The sequence below is a fragment of the Bradyrhizobium sp. 2TAF36 genome, assembly GCF_052114925.1.
GTDB classification, from domain to species: Bacteria; Pseudomonadota; Alphaproteobacteria; order Rhizobiales; family Xanthobacteraceae; genus Bradyrhizobium; species Bradyrhizobium barranii.
Genome location: NZ_JBFRFR010000004.1, coordinates 58,387 through 78,062, shown reverse-complemented (window position 1 = coordinate 78,062; position 19,676 = coordinate 58,387). Strand labels below are relative to the sequence as shown.

At 64.9% G+C, this 19,676-nt stretch carries 18 protein-coding genes and 1 tRNA gene; 8 read left to right on the top strand and 11 right to left on the bottom strand.

Features of this window, described 5'->3' with window-relative positions:
• Positions 1–105: 105 nt before the first annotated feature.
• The 3 genes from AB4Z51_RS03295 to AB4Z51_RS03285 are packed head-to-tail and all read left to right on the top strand — an operon-like array spanning position 106 to position 1,077.
• Positions 106–531 carry a P27 family phage terminase small subunit gene (locus AB4Z51_RS03295; RefSeq protein WP_441497039.1) on the top strand — a complete coding sequence of 142 codons (426 nt, stop codon included), beginning with the start codon at positions 106–108 and terminating at the stop codon, positions 529–531.
• Positions 515–865 carry a hypothetical protein gene (locus AB4Z51_RS03290; protein WP_441497038.1) on the top strand — a complete coding sequence of 117 codons (351 nt, stop codon included), beginning with the start codon at positions 515–517 and terminating at the stop codon, positions 863–865. The genes AB4Z51_RS03295 and AB4Z51_RS03290 overlap by 17 nt, the downstream gene beginning before the upstream one ends.
• Complete coding sequence (locus AB4Z51_RS03285; protein ID WP_441497037.1) at positions 862–1,077, top strand: hypothetical protein; 216 nt, start codon at positions 862–864, stop codon at positions 1,075–1,077. The genes AB4Z51_RS03290 and AB4Z51_RS03285 overlap by 4 nt, the downstream gene beginning before the upstream one ends.
• Before the next feature lie 647 nt (positions 1,078–1,724).
• On the opposite strand, the gene AB4Z51_RS03280 is transcribed toward AB4Z51_RS03285, so the two are convergent.
• The 4 genes from AB4Z51_RS03280 to AB4Z51_RS03265 all read right to left on the bottom strand — a co-directional run bounded on the left by AB4Z51_RS03280 (position 1,725) and on the right by AB4Z51_RS03265 (position 10,389).
• Positions 1,725–2,939, bottom strand: coding sequence for a site-specific integrase (locus AB4Z51_RS03280; RefSeq protein WP_441497036.1), 1,215 nt, complete (start codon positions 2,937–2,939; stop codon positions 1,725–1,727).
• A gap of 318 nt (positions 2,940–3,257) precedes the next feature.
• Complete coding sequence (locus AB4Z51_RS03275) at positions 3,258–5,114, bottom strand: sigma-54-dependent Fis family transcriptional regulator (RefSeq protein ID WP_085400487.1); 1,857 nt, start codon at positions 5,112–5,114, stop codon at positions 3,258–3,260.
• A 95-nt stretch (positions 5,115–5,209) separates the two neighbouring features.
• The gene (locus tag AB4Z51_RS03270; RefSeq protein ID WP_441497035.1) at positions 5,210–8,512 is read right to left on the bottom strand and encodes a carboxyl transferase domain-containing protein; all 3,303 of its coding nucleotides are present in this window, start codon (positions 8,510–8,512) and stop codon (positions 5,210–5,212) included.
• A gap of 194 nt (positions 8,513–8,706) precedes the next feature.
• A complete protein-coding gene (locus AB4Z51_RS03265) occupies positions 8,707–10,389 on the bottom strand; it encodes a methyl-accepting chemotaxis protein (RefSeq protein ID WP_085400483.1) in 1,683 nt (560 codons plus the stop codon).
• Between the two features lie 447 nt (positions 10,390–10,836).
• Here AB4Z51_RS03265 and AB4Z51_RS03260 point away from each other — a divergent pair, with 447 nt between their 5' ends.
• Together AB4Z51_RS03260 and AB4Z51_RS03255 are read left to right on the top strand one after the other, a co-directional pair.
• The gene (locus AB4Z51_RS03260; RefSeq protein ID WP_244623207.1) at positions 10,837–11,187 is read left to right on the top strand and encodes a hypothetical protein; all 351 of its coding nucleotides are present in this window, start codon (positions 10,837–10,839) and stop codon (positions 11,185–11,187) included.
• Between the two features lie 11 nt (positions 11,188–11,198).
• Positions 11,199–11,672: a hypothetical protein gene (locus AB4Z51_RS03255; RefSeq protein WP_135215193.1), complete on the top strand. Its 474-nt coding sequence runs from the start codon at positions 11,199–11,201 to the stop codon at positions 11,670–11,672.
• A 142-nt stretch (positions 11,673–11,814) separates the two neighbouring features.
• Here AB4Z51_RS03255 and AB4Z51_RS03250 read toward each other — a convergent pair whose 3' ends face one another.
• Complete coding sequence (locus AB4Z51_RS03250) at positions 11,815–12,414, bottom strand: TetR/AcrR family transcriptional regulator (RefSeq protein ID WP_441497034.1); 600 nt, start codon at positions 12,412–12,414, stop codon at positions 11,815–11,817.
• A 171-nt stretch (positions 12,415–12,585) separates the two neighbouring features.
• Between AB4Z51_RS03250 and AB4Z51_RS03245 the strand changes: the two genes are divergently transcribed.
• Positions 12,586–12,963: a tautomerase family protein gene (locus tag AB4Z51_RS03245; RefSeq protein ID WP_085400479.1), complete on the top strand. Its 378-nt coding sequence runs from the start codon at positions 12,586–12,588 to the stop codon at positions 12,961–12,963.
• Between the two features lie 34 nt (positions 12,964–12,997).
• Here AB4Z51_RS03245 and AB4Z51_RS03240 read toward each other — a convergent pair whose 3' ends face one another.
• Positions 12,998–13,927, bottom strand: a complete 930-nt coding sequence (locus AB4Z51_RS03240) for a CobW family GTP-binding protein (RefSeq protein ID WP_441497033.1) — start codon at positions 13,925–13,927, stop codon at positions 12,998–13,000.
• Between the two features lie 4 nt (positions 13,928–13,931).
• Positions 13,932–15,422, bottom strand: coding sequence for an amidohydrolase family protein (locus tag AB4Z51_RS03235; RefSeq protein WP_244623205.1), 1,491 nt, complete (start codon positions 15,420–15,422; stop codon positions 13,932–13,934).
• Positions 15,423–15,745: 323 nt separating this feature from the next.
• Between AB4Z51_RS03235 and AB4Z51_RS03230 the strand changes: the two genes are divergently transcribed.
• On the top strand, positions 15,746–16,702 hold the full coding sequence (locus AB4Z51_RS03230) for a tetratricopeptide repeat protein (RefSeq protein WP_441497032.1): 957 nt from the start codon (positions 15,746–15,748) through the stop codon (positions 16,700–16,702).
• Between the two features lie 80 nt (positions 16,703–16,782).
• Here AB4Z51_RS03230 and AB4Z51_RS03225 read toward each other — a convergent pair whose 3' ends face one another.
• The 4 genes from AB4Z51_RS03225 to AB4Z51_RS03210 all read right to left on the bottom strand — a co-directional run bounded on the left by AB4Z51_RS03225 (position 16,783) and on the right by AB4Z51_RS03210 (position 18,628).
• Positions 16,783–17,316 (bottom strand): 2'-5' RNA ligase family protein, encoded by a 534-nt coding sequence (locus tag AB4Z51_RS03225; RefSeq protein ID WP_085400472.1) that lies wholly within the window; start codon positions 17,314–17,316, stop codon positions 16,783–16,785.
• 62 nt (positions 17,317–17,378) lie between these two features.
• A tRNA-Glu gene (locus tag AB4Z51_RS03220) sits at positions 17,379–17,453 on the bottom strand.
• A gap of 141 nt (positions 17,454–17,594) precedes the next feature.
• The gene (locus AB4Z51_RS03215) at positions 17,595–18,185 is read right to left on the bottom strand and encodes a DUF2846 domain-containing protein (protein WP_085400470.1); all 591 of its coding nucleotides are present in this window, start codon (positions 18,183–18,185) and stop codon (positions 17,595–17,597) included.
• A gap of 98 nt (positions 18,186–18,283) precedes the next feature.
• Positions 18,284–18,628 (bottom strand): hypothetical protein, encoded by a 345-nt coding sequence (locus AB4Z51_RS03210; protein WP_063985478.1) that lies wholly within the window; start codon positions 18,626–18,628, stop codon positions 18,284–18,286.
• Between AB4Z51_RS03210 and AB4Z51_RS03205 the strand changes: the two genes are divergently transcribed.
• Complete coding sequence (locus AB4Z51_RS03205; RefSeq protein ID WP_063985479.1) at positions 18,627–19,634, top strand: RluA family pseudouridine synthase; 1,008 nt, start codon at positions 18,627–18,629, stop codon at positions 19,632–19,634. The two genes, AB4Z51_RS03210 and AB4Z51_RS03205, sit on opposite strands and share 2 nt — an antisense overlap.
• The last annotated feature ends 42 nt before the right edge of the window (positions 19,635–19,676 follow it).

The following is a 19,676-nucleotide window of genomic DNA, read 5'->3' as shown; positions in this document are numbered from 1 at the left end:
ATGGAACCCGGAGAAAATCCTTCTCTTTCAGCCGGTTCCGCCCGGTTCCACCATTTACAACCGCCGCGATCATCCTATCCTCCGTCGATCACCGGGCCCTGACCGATGCCGCGCCAGTCCGCAAACGCCGCCACCTTCTCACCAACCGACACGACCCGCGCGGTGTTGCGAGCGCCGCCGGATCTCGACGCCTTGGAGCGTGAGGTCTTCGCCGACATCGTTTGCGGTGCCGCACCAAACCACTTTTTGCCGAGCGACACGCCGCTGATCGCGCACCTCGCCCGCAACATCGTGCTGAYGCGGACCGCGTTCGGCGAGATGAAGGCGGCCGGTTTTGTCGCCGATGGCAAGGCGAGCCCGTGGCTGACGATCCTGCAGCACGCGGCCAAGGAGATGCGCGCGACCGCCCGGATGCTGTCGCTGTCGCCTGCGTCGTACCGCGAGCAGCCGAAGCCCGAAGATCTGGAGCCGGTGAGCTATTTCACGCGGCAAAGTTTGCTGGAGGCTCGCCGCGATGACGAACCTAACTGACGTTGACCGCGATGCGATGAGCCGGGCCATCGAAACCGTGCGGAACGAAAGCCGGGCACGCCGCCGTCAGGTCGATAGCATGCTGTCGTCGCGACCGTTCGAAAGGGTCGGCCGGTTCGCGAGCTTCTATTGTCAGATGGACGCGCTGCATCTCGATCCGTGGGAAACGCCGCCGTGCTGGATCGACAACATCGATGTCGCGTTGATCACGCCCAACGACGCGCGGCACATTCCCGGCTCGGCGCGGTTGCTGAGGCGTTTGATCGATGGCGGGTTGTCGAGGTATGAGCCCGATCCACTTGGAGCGCTTGCGCGTGTCGAGCAGCGACAATGATCAGCCTCACCGACGACGAGCTTGGCATCGTCATGGAAGCCGCCAAGCCACTGCAGCCGCATCAGCGCAGCGCGTTTCTGGCCGACGTCGCCGACGAGCTGGCGCGCTATCCCGAGCTTGGTCCGGGCGTCATCCATCGCGTCACCGCCAAGCTGCAGCGCGAGCACATGAACCCGCCGCGCTATCGCAACGGCGTGACGAAGTGGCGATGATGGTGGCGGGGTTTTAATTTAGAAGTACCGAGGCCGCGCGACGAAGCCCCGCTCCTGTCGGCCGTCTTACTAGCGCTAGTAAGACGCCAACTGACAGGCCGATGAAGCGTGTTCATCGGTCCAGCTTTCCTGTGAAGCGTCTTGGCCGCATGGCCAAGACGCAATCTGACAGGCAGATCTGCGATCCAGCCTTTCCTGTGAAGCGTCTTCATAGGACTATGAAGACGCAATCTAACAGGCAAAAACCATCGGCACCGAAAAAACCAACCAACAACCCGCCACAGCCGCGCGCATGTCATGACTCACGTTCAGCGCCTCGTAATTTATCAACAGGTGATAAATTAAAACCCGCCAAGACCGCGAGCAACCCAAGGGGTGCCGGACGTCGCGCTGATGGTGGCGCTGGCGGTGATGGTGGCGGGGTTTTAATTTGGAAGTGACTTCCAAATTACCGAGGTCGAGGCCGTGGCGATCTGCGTAATTTATCGACAGTCGATAAATTAAAACCCGGCACGATCAGCGGTGATCTGCGTAATTTTCCCACTGTGGGAAAATCAAAACCCGCCAAGACCGCGAGCGTGAGCGCACCCGGCTAATTTACCAACGGTTGGTAAATTACTGCATCGTCGCCCGCTCGCGCTCGACCGTCACCGCTTCGCCAGCTTGACCACGTTGCTCGTGGCGACAGGCTTGGCGAGATCGAGCAGCGTGGCCCGCGTCAGCGCTTCGGTCGGATCGCCAGTGATGAAGCGGCTATAAGTCCGTTCGATTTCGGCCACGCTCGTGTCGTGATGGCTGGCAACGACCCTGATGGGCACGCCCTGCACGAGCTGCCGGACGACGCTGGAGTGCCTGAACGCATAAGGCGTGATGCCGTCGTCGTCGTCGAGCTTCAGCCGCTCGATCACCGGCTTCAGCCGCTTGGCCAAATCCCACATCTTGGCAAACAGCGGTGCATCCAGCCGCTTGCCCTTGACGTGCTGGCGCAGCACCTTCGCCAAGCGAACCGAGATCGGCAGCGGCCGGTATTCGATGGAGCGGTTCTTCTTGCGGTTCTTGCCCTTCTTGCTCGACGGCATCATCAAACGCGGTGCGGCGAGATGGTCCTGCAGGTCGTGCACCTTCAGCCGGAAGAGCTGGCTCTCGCGGTTGCCGGTCTCGGCCAGCGTGTCCATAATCACGCCGAAGGCATGATCCTCCTCGTAGGCACCATGCACCAGCGCGGTGATGGTCTCGTCGGGCAGGATGATGTTGCGCGGCTCGGCGTCTTCGTCGTCGGGCTTCTTCAGGCCTTCCTTCCATGCGCTCGCGTTCTTGATGCGGTCGTCATTGGCCGCCGCAAGGTTGAGCGCCGATCTCAGCGACTTGGCGATGCGGTCGGCGGACGACGGCATCAGGCCGCTCGCGATCAGGCCGAGCCGCCACTGGTGCAGCTCCTTCTCGGTGAGCAGCGCCACCGTCTTCGCCTGCATGGTCTTGGAGACGTGCAGGCGCAACTGTGTGGCGTTATACTTACGGCCGCCGCGCCGTTCGAGATCGGCTTCATAACTGTCGATGGTCTCCGCGACGCTCGCCATCTGTTCAGTGGTGCCCTCGTCGGCCCGCGCCAACGTCTTGGCACGGTCGAGCGCCTGCCAGTAGGTCATCACGCTGTCGTCGTTCGCGTCCTCGTAGTCGTCGGCGAGCGCAAAGCGCTTCAGCCAGCCGTTGCACTTCACGCTCCAAGTGCCAGCGCCTTCATTGCGGCGATAGGCAATCGAGATGTTGGGCGCGATCAGCGCGGTGAACGGCTTCTTGCGGACCGGCAGCTTCAGCCGGTTGGTTCGGTTTTCAAGTGATGCAGCACGGATGCGGCGGGCCATGGTTTTCTCTCGGTGTCCCTATAGTGTCCCTATGATGGGCGTAAATTACCATGGAGCGCGGTAGAGACAAATAGAGAGATGATAAGTATTTTCAGAGGCTTGATGGGCGGGTTGTACAACTCCGTAGAGCCCTGTAGAGTTTACTTTCTCCCCTTGTGGGAGAAGGTGGCGCGMAGCGCCGGMTGAGGGGTATGTCTCCGCAMACWCGAAAGGGAGTAATCGCGGAGGCAGACCCCTCACCCGTCTCGCCGCTACGCGGCGATCCACCCTCTCCCACAAGGGGAGAGAGGAAGAAAGAACGCCGCATGCGACTGAACGCTACTGCGCCGTCTCGATCTTCAACTGCTTGATCTTGCGGTACAGGGTGGCGCGGCTCAGCTTCAGCGCGCGGGCAGCTTCCGTCACGCGGCCGCCATGCTTGCGTAGCGCCTCGACGATCGTCGCGCGCTCGGCCGTTGCGAGATCGGGCTCTGCCGTCCACCCACCGAACGGAGGCAGATCGAGATCGGCATCCATGATGACGCCGTCCTCCGCGGTGCAGCCGGCAAGCCGCAGCACGTGGCGCAGCTGGCGCATGTTGCCGGGATAGGGATAGGCCGAGAGCAACGCCCAGGCCTCGTCCGACAGGCGGCAATCCGGCGCCTCCTCGCGCGCGATCTGGCGGATGATATCGTCTCTGTCGGCGCGCTCGCGCAACGCCGGCAGTCGCACGTCCATGCCGCGCAGCCGGAAGTAGAGATCGGCGCGGAAGGCGCCCTCCTCCGCCATGCGGCCGAGGTCGCGATGGGTCGCGCTGATCAGGCGGATGTCGACCGGCACCGGCTTGAGCGCGCCGAGCGGCCAGACCTCGCGGTTTTCGAGCACGCGCAAGAGGCGCGTCTGCAGCGCGATCGGCATGTCGCCGATCTCGTCGAGAAACAGCGTGCCGCCGTCGGCCTGCACGATCAGACCCTTCGAGCCGTCGCGGCGCGCGCCGGTGAAGGCGCCGGCCTCATAGCCGAACAGCTCGGCGTCGATCAGGCTCTCCGGCATCGCCGCACAGTTCAGCGCGACATAATGGTTGCGGGCGCGGTTGCTCGCCGCGTGAATGGCGCGCGCGAACACATCCTTGCCGACGCCGGTCTCGCCATGCAGCAGCACCGGCAGATTGTGGTCGCCGATGCTTCTCAGCCGTTTGACGCTTTTGATCAGGCCGGGATCGCGACCTGCGAGCCGATGCAGCGAATTGAAACGATCGACGGGAACGTCACGACGCTGAGTGGACGGCCTCGCCCGCAGCGGCGGCGCGACATGTCCCTGCCCGAGCGCGCTGCCGTCGGCGCGGCGCAGTTCGACGACCTCGTCCGCACCACGCGCCGCGTGATGATCGAACTTGATATAGCGCGACAGATCGATGCCCGATGCGATCAAGCCGTCTGTGAGGCCCAGCAGCGCGCGCGCCGAACGGCAGGCGCCGACGATGCGGCGATCGTCGTCATAGGCAAGCAGGCCGCTGCCGCCGTCGCCCGGCACGGTGGCGATCCAGGCGTTGTGGAAATGGCCGCGGAAGATCGCGCCCTCCATCCGCCGCGTCGCCTCCATCGTCACCGCGAGCGCGAGCTGATGCCCGGCGCGTTCGAGATCCTCGCGGCACGAGGTGATGTTCACGGCACCGGCGAGCCGGCCGGCCTGATCGAACAGTGGCGCCACGGCGCAGGAAAACATGTGCCACTGCGCGCGAAAATGCTCGTCGCGATGCACCAGGATGGGCTTCTCTTCGGCAAGCGCAGTGCCGAGCCCGTTGGTGCCCTCGAAGGTCTCGGCGAAATTCGAGCCGGTGTAGATCTTCCAGTCCAGAAACATCTTTGCGTCGGCTTCGGCCGGCAGGCGGCTGAACAGCATGGTCGCGTTCACGTCAGCGAGATTGACGCAGTAGCCGGCGTCGCGCAGCACGCGGGCGAGATCGTCGAGCTCGGGGGTCACGAGCCTGATCGTCTCCTCCATGGGCCCGGCGACGTGGCGAATCTCGGCTTCGGTGAGCGTCTGCGGCGGGCCCTGGCGGGCGGGGTCGAGCTTGTGGCTCACCAGGCAGCGCCGCCAGGAATTGGCGATGCGCGAAGAGGCATCGACGTCGGCCACGTGATTGGCGACGGACAAGACACGGGCGACATGGTTCGAGGCCGAAAGGCTGGCCATCGCGGACGTCTCCACCCTGCATTATTGTGCAAAGTCTGGCAGCACAGGCGGGGATGTCAATCGGGAACCGGGACGCAGCTATTGCTGCACTGCGCTCACCACGTATCGATGCAGGGTCGCTTCTTCTTCGTCCTCGCGGGCGGCCTCGGCACCGAGCGCACGCCCGCCATGATCCAGCGCCGCGTCTCGGCGGGGTCGATGACGTTGTCGATCTCGAACACCGAGGCGATCGAGACCGCCTTGCCGTTGGCATAGAGCTCGGCGACCTTGTTCCGATAATAGGTCTCGCGCTCCTCGGGGTCGGCGATCGCCTCCATCTCCTTGCGGAAGCCGAGGCGGACATACCCCTCCAGGCCCATGCCGCCGAATTCGCCGGTCGGCCAGGCCGCGGTGAAGAAGGAGGCGTGGAAGCCGCCGCCGATCATCGACTGCGCGCCGAGACCATAGCCCTTGCGCAGCACGATGCCGAACAGCGGTACGGTAAGGCTCGCGCCGGTGACGAACATGCGCGAGACGTGGCGCACGATCGCGGTCTTCTCGGCCTCCGGACCGACCATGAAGCCGGGCGTATCGCAGAGCGAGACGATCGGCAGATCGAAGGCGTCGCAGAGCTGGAGGAAGCGCGCGGCCTTGTCGCCGGCGTCGGCATCGATCGCGCCGCCGAGATGGCGCGGATTGTTGGCGATCAGTCCGAACGGCTTGCCCTCGATGCGGATCAGCGCGGTGATCATGCCAACGCCGTAGTCGCGGCGCAACTCCAGCACGGAATCCTTGTCCGCGACGAGATCGATGACGCTGCGGATATCGTAGACCCGCAGGCGGTTCTCCGGGATGGCGCGGCGAAGCAGGCGCTGGTCGGCCGCTTGCCACTCCGTCACCGCACCCTGGAAGTAGGACAGGTATTTTTGAGCCACCCGCGTCGCCTCCTCCTCGTCCTCGACCAGGATGTCGATGACGCCATTCGGCGACTGGAACGTAACAGGGCCGACCTCGGCCGGATGATAGACGCCGAGACCGCCGCCTTCGATCATCGCCGGACCGCCCATGCCGATCGAGGCGTTCCTGGTAGCGATGATGACATCGCAGCAGCCGAGCATCGCGGCGTTGCCGGCAAAGCAGTAGCCGGAGACCACGCCGATAACCGGCACGAGGCCGGAGAGCCGTGCGAACTGCACGAAGGACGGGCCGTCGAGGCCGGTCATGCCGAGTCGGTCGGTGTCGCCGGGCCGGCCGCCGCCGCCTTCGGCGTAAAACACCAAGGGCACACGCCAGTCTTCCGCCAGCGTCAGCATGCGGTCGATCTTCTTGTGGTTCATGTGGCCCTGCGTGCCCGCGAGCACGGTGTAGTCGTAGGCCACGACGATGCAGCGGCCGCCCTCGGCGCCGAACTTCTCGGCATTCACCGTCGCAACACCCATCACGAGGCCGTCGGCCGGTGTGCTCTTGATGAGATCGTCGAGCTTGCGGCGGCGTCGCTGCGCTGCGATCGCAAGGCTGCCATATTCCATGAACGAGCCGTCGTCGACGAGCTGCGCGACGTTCTCGCGCGCTGTGCGCTGGTTGGTGTTGCGGCGGCGCTCGACCGAGGCCGGCCGGTTCGCATCGAGCGTATTGGCCTGGCGCGCGATCATCTCGGCGAGATCAGGGCGGATGTGGTCGAGATCGACATCGGCCTCCGCTGCCGACGCATCGGCCGCGACGTCGAGCGGCTCCAGATACATGATTGGTTCGCCATGCATCAGGGTCACGCCATCGCCGGCGACGAGCTTCATGACGCGGCCGCCCTGCTCGGCCATGACCAGATGCTCCATCTTCATGGATTCGATCACGGCGAGCTGCTGGCCCGGGCGCACGATCTCGCCTTCCTTCACCTGGATGATGACGATGGTTCCCTGCAAGGGCGCAGCGACCATCACCGCGCCTTCGGGCACGATCTGCGCGACGTGCGTCTCCGCGCCATGGCCGCTTCGCTCGGTCGCGGCAAAATAGAGCGGCTTTGCCGCGCCATCGGCCGCCTCGACCAGCTTTGCGATGTTGCGATCGATGAAATCGGTCGCGATGCGGTTAGTCCTGAAATCGGGATGTGCGAGCACGGCTTGGAGGAAGGCGATGTTGGTCACGACGCCGTCGATCCTGAACTCGCGCAAGGCGCGCGAGGCTTTTGCCACGACGTCGTGCCAGGCTTCGCCCGGCGTGTGCACGATGACCTTGGCCAGCAGGGAGTCGAACGCCGCGCTGGTTTTATAGCCGGCATAACCAAAACTATCGACGCGGACGCCGGGCCCCGACGGCGGCTCGAACACGGCGAGCACGCCGCCGGTCGGATGCGTCGCCCCCAGCTCGTCCAGCGTCTCCATGTTGACGCGGAGCTGCATGGCATAGCCACGCGGCTTTGGGATGGCGCCCTGTGCCAGATCAAGGGATGCCAATGTTGCGCCGGCGGCGACCGCGAGCTGGGCGCGGACGAGGTCGAGGCCGAGCACTTCCTCCGTCACGGTATGCTCGACCTGAAGCCGCGGATTGGCCTCGATGAAGGCAAAGCTGTCCTCGGCCGTGCCGTCGACCAGGAACTCGAAGGTGCCGAGATTGTCGTAAGACGCAGCGGTCGCGAGCTGCTTCGCAGCTTCGATGWTGCGGCCGCGCAAGGCGTCACTGAGCGACGGGCTCGGCGCCACCTCGATCAGCTTCTGGTGCCTGCGCTGGATGGTGCATTCGCGCTCCCAGAGATGGGAGATCGCGCCGTGGCGATCGCCGATGATCTGCACCTCGATGTGGCGGGCCTGGCGGATCAGGCGCTCGGCATAGACGCCGTCGAACCCGAACGCCGCCTTGGCCTCGGATTGGCAGCGCGCATAGGCTTCCGCGAGATCGGCGGCATTCTCCACGACGCGCATGCCGCGGCCGCCGCCACCGGCCATCGCCTTGATCACGATCGCCGCGCCCTTGCCGAGGGATTCGAAGAATGCCGTGATCTCCTCCAGCGACGAGGGCCCGCTGGTGCCGGCGATGATCGGCACGCCGCAACGCTTCGCCAGTTGCCGCGCCGCGACCTTGTCGCCGAACAGTTCAAGCGCGGCCGGCTTCGGCCCGACGAAGGCGATGCCCGCATCCGCGCAGGCCTTGGCGAACGCGGCATTCTCGCTGAGGAAGCCATAACCGGGATGCACCGCGTCGCAGCCGGCGCTCTTCGCCGCCTTCACCGCCGCTTCGATATCGAGATAGGCCCGTGCGCCGCGGCCGGGGATTTCGACCGCCCCGTCGGCAACACGCGCGTGCAGCGACAGCGCGTCATCGGCCGGATGGATCGCGACCGTCGCGATGCCGGCATCGGCCGCCGCGCGCGCGATGCGGATGGCGATCTCGCCACGGTTGGCGATCAGGAGTTTCTTGAACGACATGCGGCGTCTCCATGCCCGCGGGCCGAGGCGCGGGTCGGCAGGTTCGATGATCCTGCTTCTTCACTTTAACCGCGCTCGTCAAGGGCGAGAACGCCCGTCGCAATAGCCGGTCCCGCGGGCCGGAATATCAGTTGCCGGCGCGCGCGGCGACGAGGCGCATAATCCGCGCCACGGCAGATAGTATGAGCGCGATGTCAGGCGGCCCGCACGCCCGCAACGAAGGTGCTGACCTCGTTCTCCAGTGATTGCAGCTTCTGCGACAGCCGGCCGCTCGATTGCAGCACGAGGCCCGCGGCCTGGCCCGTTTCCGCCGTGGCGTCGGTGACACCGGAGATGTTCTGCGAGACCTGGTCGGTGCCGGACGCCGCCTCCTGCACACTGTGGGCGATCGCCTGCGTCGCGGCGCCCTGCTCCTCGACCGCGGCGGCGATCGACGAGGAGATCTCGTTGACCTCCATGATGGTCTTGCGGATGCTCTCGATGTTGCCGACGACCTGGTTGGTCTCGGCCTGGATCGCGGTGATCTGCGCGCCGATCTCGTCGGTCGCCTTCGCGGTCTGGCTCGCCAGCGATTTCACCTCGCTCGCGACCACGGCAAATCCCCTGCCGGCCTCGCCGGCGCGCGCCGCTTCGATGGTGGCGTTGAGCGCGAGCAGGTTGGTCTGCGAGGCGATCTGGTTGATGAGGTCGATGACCTCGCCGATCTTGTGCGCGGCGGCGGCCAGCCCCTGCACGGTGTCGTTGGTGCGCTGACCGTCCGCGGCCGCCTTGTCGGCCACGCTTGCAGCCTGCGCGACACGCTGGCTGATCTCGGTGATCGAGGACGACAGCTGCCCGGCGGCGGACGCCACCGTCTGCACATTGCTCGACGCCTGCTGGCAGGCGGTCGCGACGAAGCTTGCGCGGTCGGTCGCCTTGTTCGCGGTCTCCGACATGCCTTGCGCGGCCTGCTGCATCGCGCGCGCCTCGGTGAAGACGTCGCGGACGACGGCCTGAACGCTCGCCTCGAACTTGCCGGCGAGATCGCCCATCGTCTTGCGTTTCTCGTCGTCGGCCCTCTGCTTCGTCTCCTGCTGCTCGGTATGCATGCGGCTCACCGCCGACGCATTGTCCTTGAACACGGCAAGCGCCTTGGCGAGCCCGCCGACCTCGTCGCTGCGGCCGGTGTAGGGCACCTCGAACGCGCTGTCGCCGGCGGCGAGTCGCTCGGTCAGCGCGGTGATTTTCGCGAGCGGCCGGGTCACGCTGCGGCCGATCACGAAGGAGCAGGCCAGCACCAGGACCAGGACGGCCAGACAAATGTAGGCGAATGTCGTCGCGTTCTGGCGGAAAACGGCGTCGACGTCGTCGAGATAAATGCCGGTGCCGATGATCCATCCCCAGGGCGCAAAGCCCTTCACATAGGAGATTTTTCCGACCGGCTGCTCGAAGCCCGGCTTCGGCCAGAGATAGCTGTAGAAGCCGGCGCCCTGCTTGTTGACGACGTCAACGAAGCCCATGAACAGCGCGTTGCCGGCGGGGTCCTTCATGCCGGAGAGATCCTTGCCGTCGAGCTCGGGCTTGATCGGGTGCATGACCATCTTGGGGGCCATGTCGTTGATCCAGAAATACTCGACCTTGTCATAACGCAGGCTCTTGATCGTTGTGATCGCGGCGGCCTGCGCCTGCTCGCGCGGCAACTTCCCCTCGCTCTCGAGCTTCTGATAGTGCGCCAGGATGCCGTAGCCGACATCGACCATGTGCTGCGTCTTGGCCTGGCGGTCGGCAATCATCTGCGCACGCAGGGTCGAGAGCGCGATCGGCGCCAGAGCGATCATGCCGAGGAGGCTGATGCCGACAATCAGGACTAGCTTGAAACTGATGCGGGAGAAAAACATCGGAGCTCGCAAGAATTGGAAGGGCTGATATGCCAGTTTATCCCGCACCCCTTAGCGAAGCTTTAAGCATTCGGGTTCCCCAAATCCCCACGAAATTGCGTTGGAGGCAGCCGGCGCGCGGCGTGCGACTTGGCAGGCTGGCGAGGCTTGGCTGCATCCGGGATCCCGGCTCTTTAGATCTAGAAGACCTCGATATCGCCGCTGCGAGCGTTGACTTGCGGTCGGCTCTGGCGGAACGATCGGCGCAGATCATCAGCGCCAGCTGTGGCGTGAGCTGCACAGAAGGCCAGAGGCTCAATGCATCAATCGACATATGGCAAGTCCCTCGACCTTCCTGCGCTGTGCGCGGCGGAGCGGCTTTTCATCTGGGGATTTCGGGCCAAGGCACGCAGCGGAAGCGCCGTTCCGACTGCGGCCGATATCCAGCAAGTGTACGACCACTTTCGCGTGGGCGACGCCGTGCCGTCGCTAGAATCCATCATCGAGATCTTCGCGTGCACGGCGCATACGGCCATCGAAGTTCATTGTCCGACCTGTCCGAAGATGTCGGACAGCGAGCACGGAATCTTGCGGGCGATCGCCGCGGCACAACAGGAACGCATCGACGTCGCGCGCGAGCAGTTCGAGAGCTGGTTGCCGCCGGTCGGTGCCGATTGGGCTCTCGCGCCCGTGCGGGGGCTTGCAACGATCTTCCGCATGGCCGGCCTCATCCTGCCCGACCGACACGTTCAGTCTTTCGACCATGACCGGACGATGGCAATGAAGAGCTGGCTGGTCGGAAGTCCCACGCTGCACTGACGGGATCGTTCATGCTCCACGATACGTGCGGTTCTGCGCCAGTCGAAACAGCCGGCCAGCCGCGGCTCTGTCCGCTCCAGGCCGCGCTTGCGGCGCGTCCCTGCGTCGAGAGCTACGATGAATTTTCCCGCGTTGCGCTGTCGCTGTTCCGATTCATCGGAGCGGCCTATACGACCGGCGCCTCCGATTGCTGGGAAGCGGCCTATCGCTTCGCCGACGAGGCGCCGGGCATCGCCGACAGTCCGCTGCTGGTGGCGCGCGCTGCTGCGCTCGTCAGGATCCTGCGCAGCGGCCGGCCGTGCGAACTGTGCTTCATGCCGCCCTCGTGCCGGCGCCTGTCGCAGGACGAGGCGGAATTGATGCGACTGCTGGCGGTCGCACGCCGCAACCAGCCGGGCGAACTCGAATCCATCGTTTGCCAGTACGTCGGGAACGAGAACGAGATCGCGACGACGCGGGCCGTCAACGCGCTTGCCTTGTGCTGACGCTTTGATGGGTTCTAGTCGCATCTCAAGCGACCTTGCGCTATCAACATCGCCATGGAGACGCAGTGTTCGATGCCCTCCATAAAACCTCCAGACGGCCCCAGGGATCACCACCGCTGGGGTCGTCGTTTTGCGGCCTGGCCTAACCGCCCTTCTTGCCAAGCACGAGATCGATGGTGTGAGCCGCGATCTTGCGCAGCTGCGGCTCGTCGCCGAAGGCACGTTCGAGCACGCCAAGGCCGCGCGTCACCGTGATGATATGCAGCGCTGCGGCCGCGGGATTGCCATTGAACTCGCCGCGCTCTGCGCCTGCCGCCAACGTCTCTTGAACCAGCATGGTGATGCGCGAGATGAGGCCCGCAAAGGCCTGACGCGCGTCTTCATCCAAGCCCTCCCCTTCGGCCGCGCCGAGCTCCATCAATCCGCGCGTGGTCGGACATCCCCGCGGCGGCGAGCCCGAGCGGAAGTTGGTGATGGTCAGGTCGAAGAACGCGGTAAGGCGTTTTCGCAGTGAGCCCGCGCCGAGCGCCTTTTGCAGGGCGAGGAGATAATCGCCCGCATAACGCTCATAGGCCTGGAGGAACAGCGCCTCCTTGCTGCCGAAGGCATTGTAGAGGCTGCCGCGCTGAACACCGGCATCGCGCGCGATGTCCGACAGCGACGTGCCGCGCACGCCCTTGCGCCAGAACTGGTCGAACGCGATACGCAGGACGTCGTCGTGGTCGAATTCGCGCGRCCTCAAATCCTGCTCCTCGGTACGGCAAAAATATTTGACACGATGTCAATAACGTGTTTTCTCGACATCGTGTCAAAAACTAATTGGGATTGATAGCCCGTTCCGTCAATGGGCCCAACGGCCGGCGCTTGCGTGCGCCCTGGCCGATCGGGCTCGCATGCCAAAAGGGACCCGCCCATGCCTCTCCTTCACATCTCGATGCGCGCCGGCAAACCGGAAGCCTATCGGCAGGCGATCCTCGATGGTTTGTACCGCGCCATGCGCGAGGCACTGAACGTGCCCGAGGGCGACGAGTTCATGACCATCAGCGAGCATGACGCCTCGAACTTCCGCTGCGGCAATGCCTATGGCGTCAAACGCAGCGACGACGCCGTGCTGATCCAGATCACCGTGTTCGCTTCGCGCACGGCGGAGCAGAAGATGGTGCTGTACCGGCGGATCGCAGACCTACTCGGCGAAAACCCGGGCATCCGGCCGGAGGACGTGTTCGTCAACGTGCTCGATGCCCCCGCGGAGAACTGGTCCGTCGGAAACGGCATCGCGCAATTCGCGTGAAGTGAGGGGCGTGCTTCTGGCGTGATCGCTTGCTTCACCCACCCGCAACGCACGCCGCCATGATCCCGTCGAGCTCGGCCTTCGAGAGCACACCGAGCTCGGTGATGAAGACGATCCGCGATCGCGGCACGCCTTCCGCCGGTGCACCGCCCGTCGCGAGCGTCGCGCGGCCGGCGGCGAACTGAAACACCATCTGGCGCCCGGGTTGCTCGACGGTCTCGAACAGGCCTTTTGCGCGCGCAAGCTTTGGCGCCAGGCGGCCGATCGCCGGCTGCAGGCGCTGCAGCGACAGCGGCTGATCCGAGGTCCAGCTCAGCGTCTCGAAGCGCTCCTCGGACGGCCGTYGTGGTCCAGGGTCGCGCGGCGCGGGCGCGCGATCAACAGCCGCGGGGAACAACAGCGCGGACGGAATCTCGCCGTGCCTGGCATCGACCACCACGGCGGGGACACGCTGYGCGCGGATGGCTTCGCGCATGCGGGCGCCTGCGCTCTCGTCCGCCAGATCGAGCTTGCTCAGCGCCACGATATCGGCGGCGCGCAGCTGCGACCGCATCAGCGCATCATCCAGGGCCGCAGGTAGCGTCGCCGCATCCATCACGCAGAGCACCGTTTCCAGCGGCGCCTCGCGCAGGATCACGGGGTCCATCAGGTTGCGGACGATGTCGGCGGGATCGGCGACGCCGCTGGTCTCGATGACGATATATTCGGGCTTCGGATCGCGCCGAAGCAGCGTCGAGAGCGTGCGCAGGAGATCGCCTTCGAGCGAGCAGCAGATGCAGCCATTGGCGAGGCTGACCACGCCGTCGCTCGCGCCCGCGATCAACTCCGCGTCGATGTTGATCGCGCCGAAATCGTTGACGATTGCCGCGATACGCCGTCCCTCCGCGTTCGCCAGCAGATGGTTGACGACCGTGGTCTTGCCCGCCCCCAGAAAGCCCGTCACCAGGAGAATGGGGACCGGCATGGGATCAGCCCTCGACGACGGGGCGACGCACGGGGCGGCCGGGCCGCGCCGCCACGTCCAGCACGCCATCGCTGATCAGCGGCTGGCCGCTGACGATCAGATGCCGCACGCCGTCCGAGGGGCGGTTCATCGCCGTGAAGGTCGCGCGGTCCGAGAGCTTCTCGTAGTCGAACACGACGATGTCGGCATCGGCGTCCTTGGCAAGGCGGCCCTTGGCCCGCATCGCGGGCGTGCTTTGCGAAAGGATCTCTGCGGGGATCAGCGCGCATTTGCGCACGCCTTCGAGCAGCGACACGGCCTTGCGCTCGCGCACCCATTCGCGGATGAACTTCGTGAAGCAGCCGGCCGAGCGCGGATGCGAGGTGGCGTCATCCGGCAGCGGCCAGGCATCGCCGGTGTAGGTCTTGCCGTCCGACGTCGTCCACGGCATCGCATCGGACGCGATCGCGCCGCCGGGATACAGCACCGACATATCGAGCAGATCGCGATGATGCGCATTGTTGTCGGTATCGAGGATGTGCCAGAGCACCAGCGAGGACGGCTCTTCGGCTTGCGCCTTCAGCAGCTCCTCGCGATCGCGGAAGCGGTGACCGTCGGTCACGCGCTGCACTGAATCGTAACCGGTGCCGTTGCGCTCGACGAACTGGGGATCACTGAAGAAGGCCGCGGCCAGCACGGTCGAGCCGGTACCGTAGGGATAGGCTTCGACCGTGATGGGCAAGCCCTGCGCCTGCGCCTTTTCGACCAGCACGCGGCAGCGTTCGATATCCGTCTTGCTCGACGAGTTGAAATGGCAGATGTGCATGTGCGCGCCGGTGGCGCCGGCATAGCCGATCAGGCGGATATAGGCTTCCGCGGCGCTTTCGGGGTCGACGCGCGACATGTAGGCGACGTGGGTGAAKGTCGGCACGTCCTGCCTGGCCGCGAGCTGGCAGACCGCGGTCAGCTCCTGCACGCCGGCGCCCGGCGCATAGGCGTTCAGGATGCCGATGCCGATGCCGCCCTCGTTCAGGCCGCGCGAAAGACGCTCGAGGATGCCGGCGACCTCCGCATCGCTGGCGACGTTGTCCATCCAGCGGCGATCGCGCATGGCGTTGCCGAACGCTTCCAGCGAGCTCTCCGCATTCGAGCCGGTCATCGCGCCGATGCGCGCAAAGGCCCAGTTGGTGGCGGCGCCGTAGTTCAGCACGCGTCCCTTCCGCGCCTGGCGCTCATACCAGGAGGCGACCGGCAGCACGCCGGCCTCGAGATCAAGCGTCGTCGTCACGCCGTCGAACGCCTGCATGCGGTCGGCCGGGATCGACTGGCCATGCGCGTGCAGGTCGATGAAGCCCGGCGCGACCACGAGCCCCGTCGCGTCGATCACCCGCTCGGCGCCGCCGAGGCCCGTGCCGACGCCGGCGATCTTGCCGTCCATCACCGCTACATCACCGATGGCGTCCATTCCGCTCGCGGGATCCACCACCCGGCCGCCAGAGATCACCAAACCGCTCATGTCGTCACTCCGCATGCTATTGCCAGAACCTCCGAAAGCCCTGCAGAAGCTCCGGAGGCGCGGAGCGCATAGTGCAGATTTTGGGGAGAACGACTACCGGCACTGATGCCGATGCTGCATGCGCTCGCGACCTCGCGGCGTGCCTTGCCCGAAGGGCAACGGCCCAACAAACCTCCGGTAGAATGATGGAAAAGATCTCTATAAGGTTGTCGTCGCGGCAGGTCGCGTTGCCTGCGTCGGGATCATCGGCCAAGTGTGTCGTGCAAGGGAGCGAAATGTCTGCAATGTCAAATCAGGGCCTGCGCATCAGCTGCAGGGCAGCTTTGATCATCTCCATCGTCGTCTCGGCGGCAAGCGCGTTTGCGGCCACCCCACAAGACCTGAACGATTGTCAGGACAGCACCGATGTCCCGCGCATGATGGCAGCGTGCAGCAGCCTCTCCCAGGACGCCAGACTACCTCCCGGTGCAAGATCCATGGCATTGCTCAAGCATGGCTTCGGAAATTTTGCACTCGGCAACATGGATGCGGCTGAAGCCGACTTCACCGAGGCGGTCAGGCTCAACCCGAAGAACAACTACGCTCATCACGAGCTGGGACTGACCTTGGCCAAAAAGGGCGACACCACACGCGCAATCGCTTCGCTCACCGAGGCCATCAATCTTGATCCCTCAGGTGCCGCAAGCCGGTTCATTCGCGGGCAGATTTATATGTCCGAGGACAGGCTGGACGAGGCGATCCGGGATTTCACCGATGCCATCAGGCTTGGACCCGACAAGAACACCACCTTTGCCAAAGACCAGGAGGTGAGTCGTCCGGAGGCCGATCGCGTCGCGACTGACTACTACGCGGCCCGGGGAGATGCGTACTATCGGAGAGGCGATTTCAGGGATGCCGCTTCGGACTACGACCGGGAGGCGCGGTTTTCCGATCCCGATGGCTACGGCGTGATTTGGGGATCGGTGGCGCGGATGCAGGGACGATCTGCCGATGCCGGCATCGCGCTGTCCGCTGCACTCGACAAGGGCCAGCTCAGGGATTGGCCGAGAACCGTCGGCGAATTGCTTGTCGGCCGGATCACGCCCGCCGCAGCCCTGGCTTCGGCCAGGAATTCAGATCAAACTTGCGAGGCACACTATTACGCTGGGATCGCTCAGCTCAAGAGCAAAGATACAGTGGCGGCCCGGAACGAGTTTGCAGCCGCGCGAGACGGATGCCCGACCTCGTTTCGAGAGTATCGTGCCGCCATTGCCGACCTGAAGCGATTGCAGGCGCAGTGATCGCGCCTTCGCCTGCAACATGTTTGCTAGCGACTTGGCGTCGAAGCTACCGACCTTGCCCGCCGTGGCCGTGCCATCGACTACGGGGGCAATCGCTGCTCAGCGATTACCTGAACCGGCGGAAAGGTAACGCAATCTGCCACGTCGAACAGCACTTCCATGCTTCGATCAAACGATCGCGCAAAAGCAATCGCGTCATCACGCCGCTCATCGGCGATGCGCAAGCCGAGCGTACAATGCGGCGTCCATGCCCCGGGCCGGTAATGAGGGCGGCAATGCGCCGGGTCGATTGCGGCGCTGACCGAGCTGTGGATGCGGGTTAGCGCCTCATTGGAGCTCGGCTCCGCCCAGAGAACGAGAGGCGAGCCTGCGAACCAACGAATCCGTTTGAACTCGATGCGAAATTGCGCTTCGCCAGCAACGGCCGCCAGCATGGCGGCCCATGCTATCTTTTCGTCGATCGCAGGCGAGTCGTAGATCGCAAATGTAAAATGTGGCCGATAGCCAAGGGCGCGCATCGAGGGCTCGACTTCGAACGCTACGACCTGATCCCACAGCCGCTCGATCTCACTTGCTGAATTGTTATCGGCTCGAACGTTGATCGCCAATGCCACAAGCGCTCACCCAGCGGGGGGAACAATCAAATCGAGATCAAGGGAAGGTAGCTTCAAGGCAATGGCGCTCCCTAGGGGAATCGAACCCCTGTTTCAGCCTTGAGAGGGCCGCGTCCTAACCGCTAGACGAAGGGAGCGTGAGGGACAGGACATAGCCGCGAATTTTGTCGGCGGCAAGCCTCGATCGGGGGCGAGAACCCCGGATATGCACGGTCAATGCGGCTTAGGCTTAATTGCGCGGCGGGCCGCCGCGCGCCCTACGAAACCGCCGGGAACACTCACGGCTGCTTCAGTTTCTCGATCGCCGCAGCGCCCGCGGCCGGCTCAAGGCGGAACAGGCCCGCGCCCGCAAAGGCGGATTTGAACGGCGATGAGGAGCGGATCTGCTGGCCGCTGCTGCCGGCGACGGCCTGGTTGAGCAGGTCCTGGCCGATGGCGCCTGTCCGCTGCGTCCCGACGCCGAAATAATACGTCTTGCCGGCCTCGACGGGGACCTCGACCTCATAGTCCGTCATCGACATCTTCATGTGGGAAGCGATCTTGTGGACGCCCGGCGGCCGGTCGACGAAGAAGAACGTCCCCATGTCGACCTTACCGACGGACTTGCCGTCGATCAGGATTTCCGACGAGGCCGCCATTCCGCCCATCGCGCCGAAAATGCCCTTCTCGCGCAAGAAATAGAGCCGTGCGTTCCGCGAGCCCGTTGGCTTGGCCTGCGCCGCGGGTTGTTTGGCCGGCGCGGCAAGTCCAGCCTGCCTGGCTGGCGCTGTGGGCTGCTTGGCCGGCTCTGCGAGCGCCGCAAATCCAGCGCATCCGTACGACCCGACAACGAGTGCAATTGCGACGACGCGCGACTTGATACGTCCCATTCCCAGTCCCAGCCCAACTTCCCAAGCCCGAGAGCTAAATCAGAAGTTGCGCGGCAAGACAAACTGGACCGGAGAACGATCAACAGCCGCGGCCAGCCCTACGGCTCATTGGCAAATTTCAGCTTTCCGGCCGGCTTCAGGGTGTGGGCGTCGAAAGTGCGGATCTCGATGACCCCGCCAACGTCCAGCGTGACCACGAGGCGGTCGCCGGCGACCCCGGTCGAGACGATCCTGGCGCCCTTGGGCAGGGCGGCGGTGACGTCGCCGGCCATTTCGGACGCCCTTCCCTCCGACTTGAAAAGGCGGTAGCCCACCGCGATCAGGACGGCGCAGATTGCCAGCGCCGTGGTCAACCCCGCGATCAGCATCATCCGCCGCACCCGCGCGAACAGCGCGGCCTGCTCGGGGCTCGGTTCGGGAACAGCGGTATCAGACGTCGTCATGGATAGCTCAGGCTCTGCGCAAAGGTTGGAAGTTGTCGTCGCCGGCGACGAGGGCTCGGCTCGGCTTGACCGCGTGCTGGCGGCGCACCTCACCGACCTGTCGCGATCGAGGCTGAAAGCCCTGATTTTGGCGGGCGCGGTGAGCCTCAAGGACGCCGCGATCCGCGACCCCGCTTATCACGTCACATCCGGCGATACGATCACAATCGACGTGCCGGAGGCGGCCCCGCCGGAGCCCAAGGGTGAGGATATCGCCCTCGATATCGTGTTCGAGGACGACGACATCGTCGTCCTCAACAAGCCGAAGGGCCTCGTCGTGCACCCCGCGGCCGGGCACGAGACCGGCACGCTGGTCAACGCGCTGATCGCCCATTGCGGCGGCTCGCTCTCCGGCATCGGCGGGGTACGCCGGCCCGGCATCGTGCACCGGCTCGACAAGGACACGACCGGGCTGATGGTAGTCGCCAAGAACGACCTCGCCCATGCCTCGCTCACCGCGCAATTCGCCGACCACGGCCGGACGGGCGCGATGCGCCGCGGCTACATGGCCTTCGCCTGGGGGCTGCCGGGACGCCACCGCGGCACCGTCGATGCGCCGATCGACCGCCACCCGTATGCGCGCGAGAAGATGGCGGTGCGCCAGGGCGGCCGCGAGGCGGTGACGCATTGGGAGCTTCTGGAGAGTTTTGCGGGGCGTGACGGCAAGCCGATCGCCTCCCTGCTCGCCTGCGAGCTCGAGACCGGACGCACCCACCAGATCCGCGTCCACCTCGCCCATATTGGCCATCCCCTGATGGGCGACGCCGTCTATGGCCCGCACTTCAAGACCAAGGCGAACCACCTCGGCCCGGAGTCGCAGGCGACTCTGGCCACGCTTGGACGGCAGGCCCTGCATGCCTATTTGCTGGTATTGGAGCACCCGAGAACCGGAGAATTACTCCACTGGGAAGCGCCTCTGCCGAAGGATTTGCTTCTCCTTCAGGGCGCTCTGAAAGCGGCGCTATGACGCAGGCCACCTTGGAAAAGCGTTACATTACAAAAAGTTATA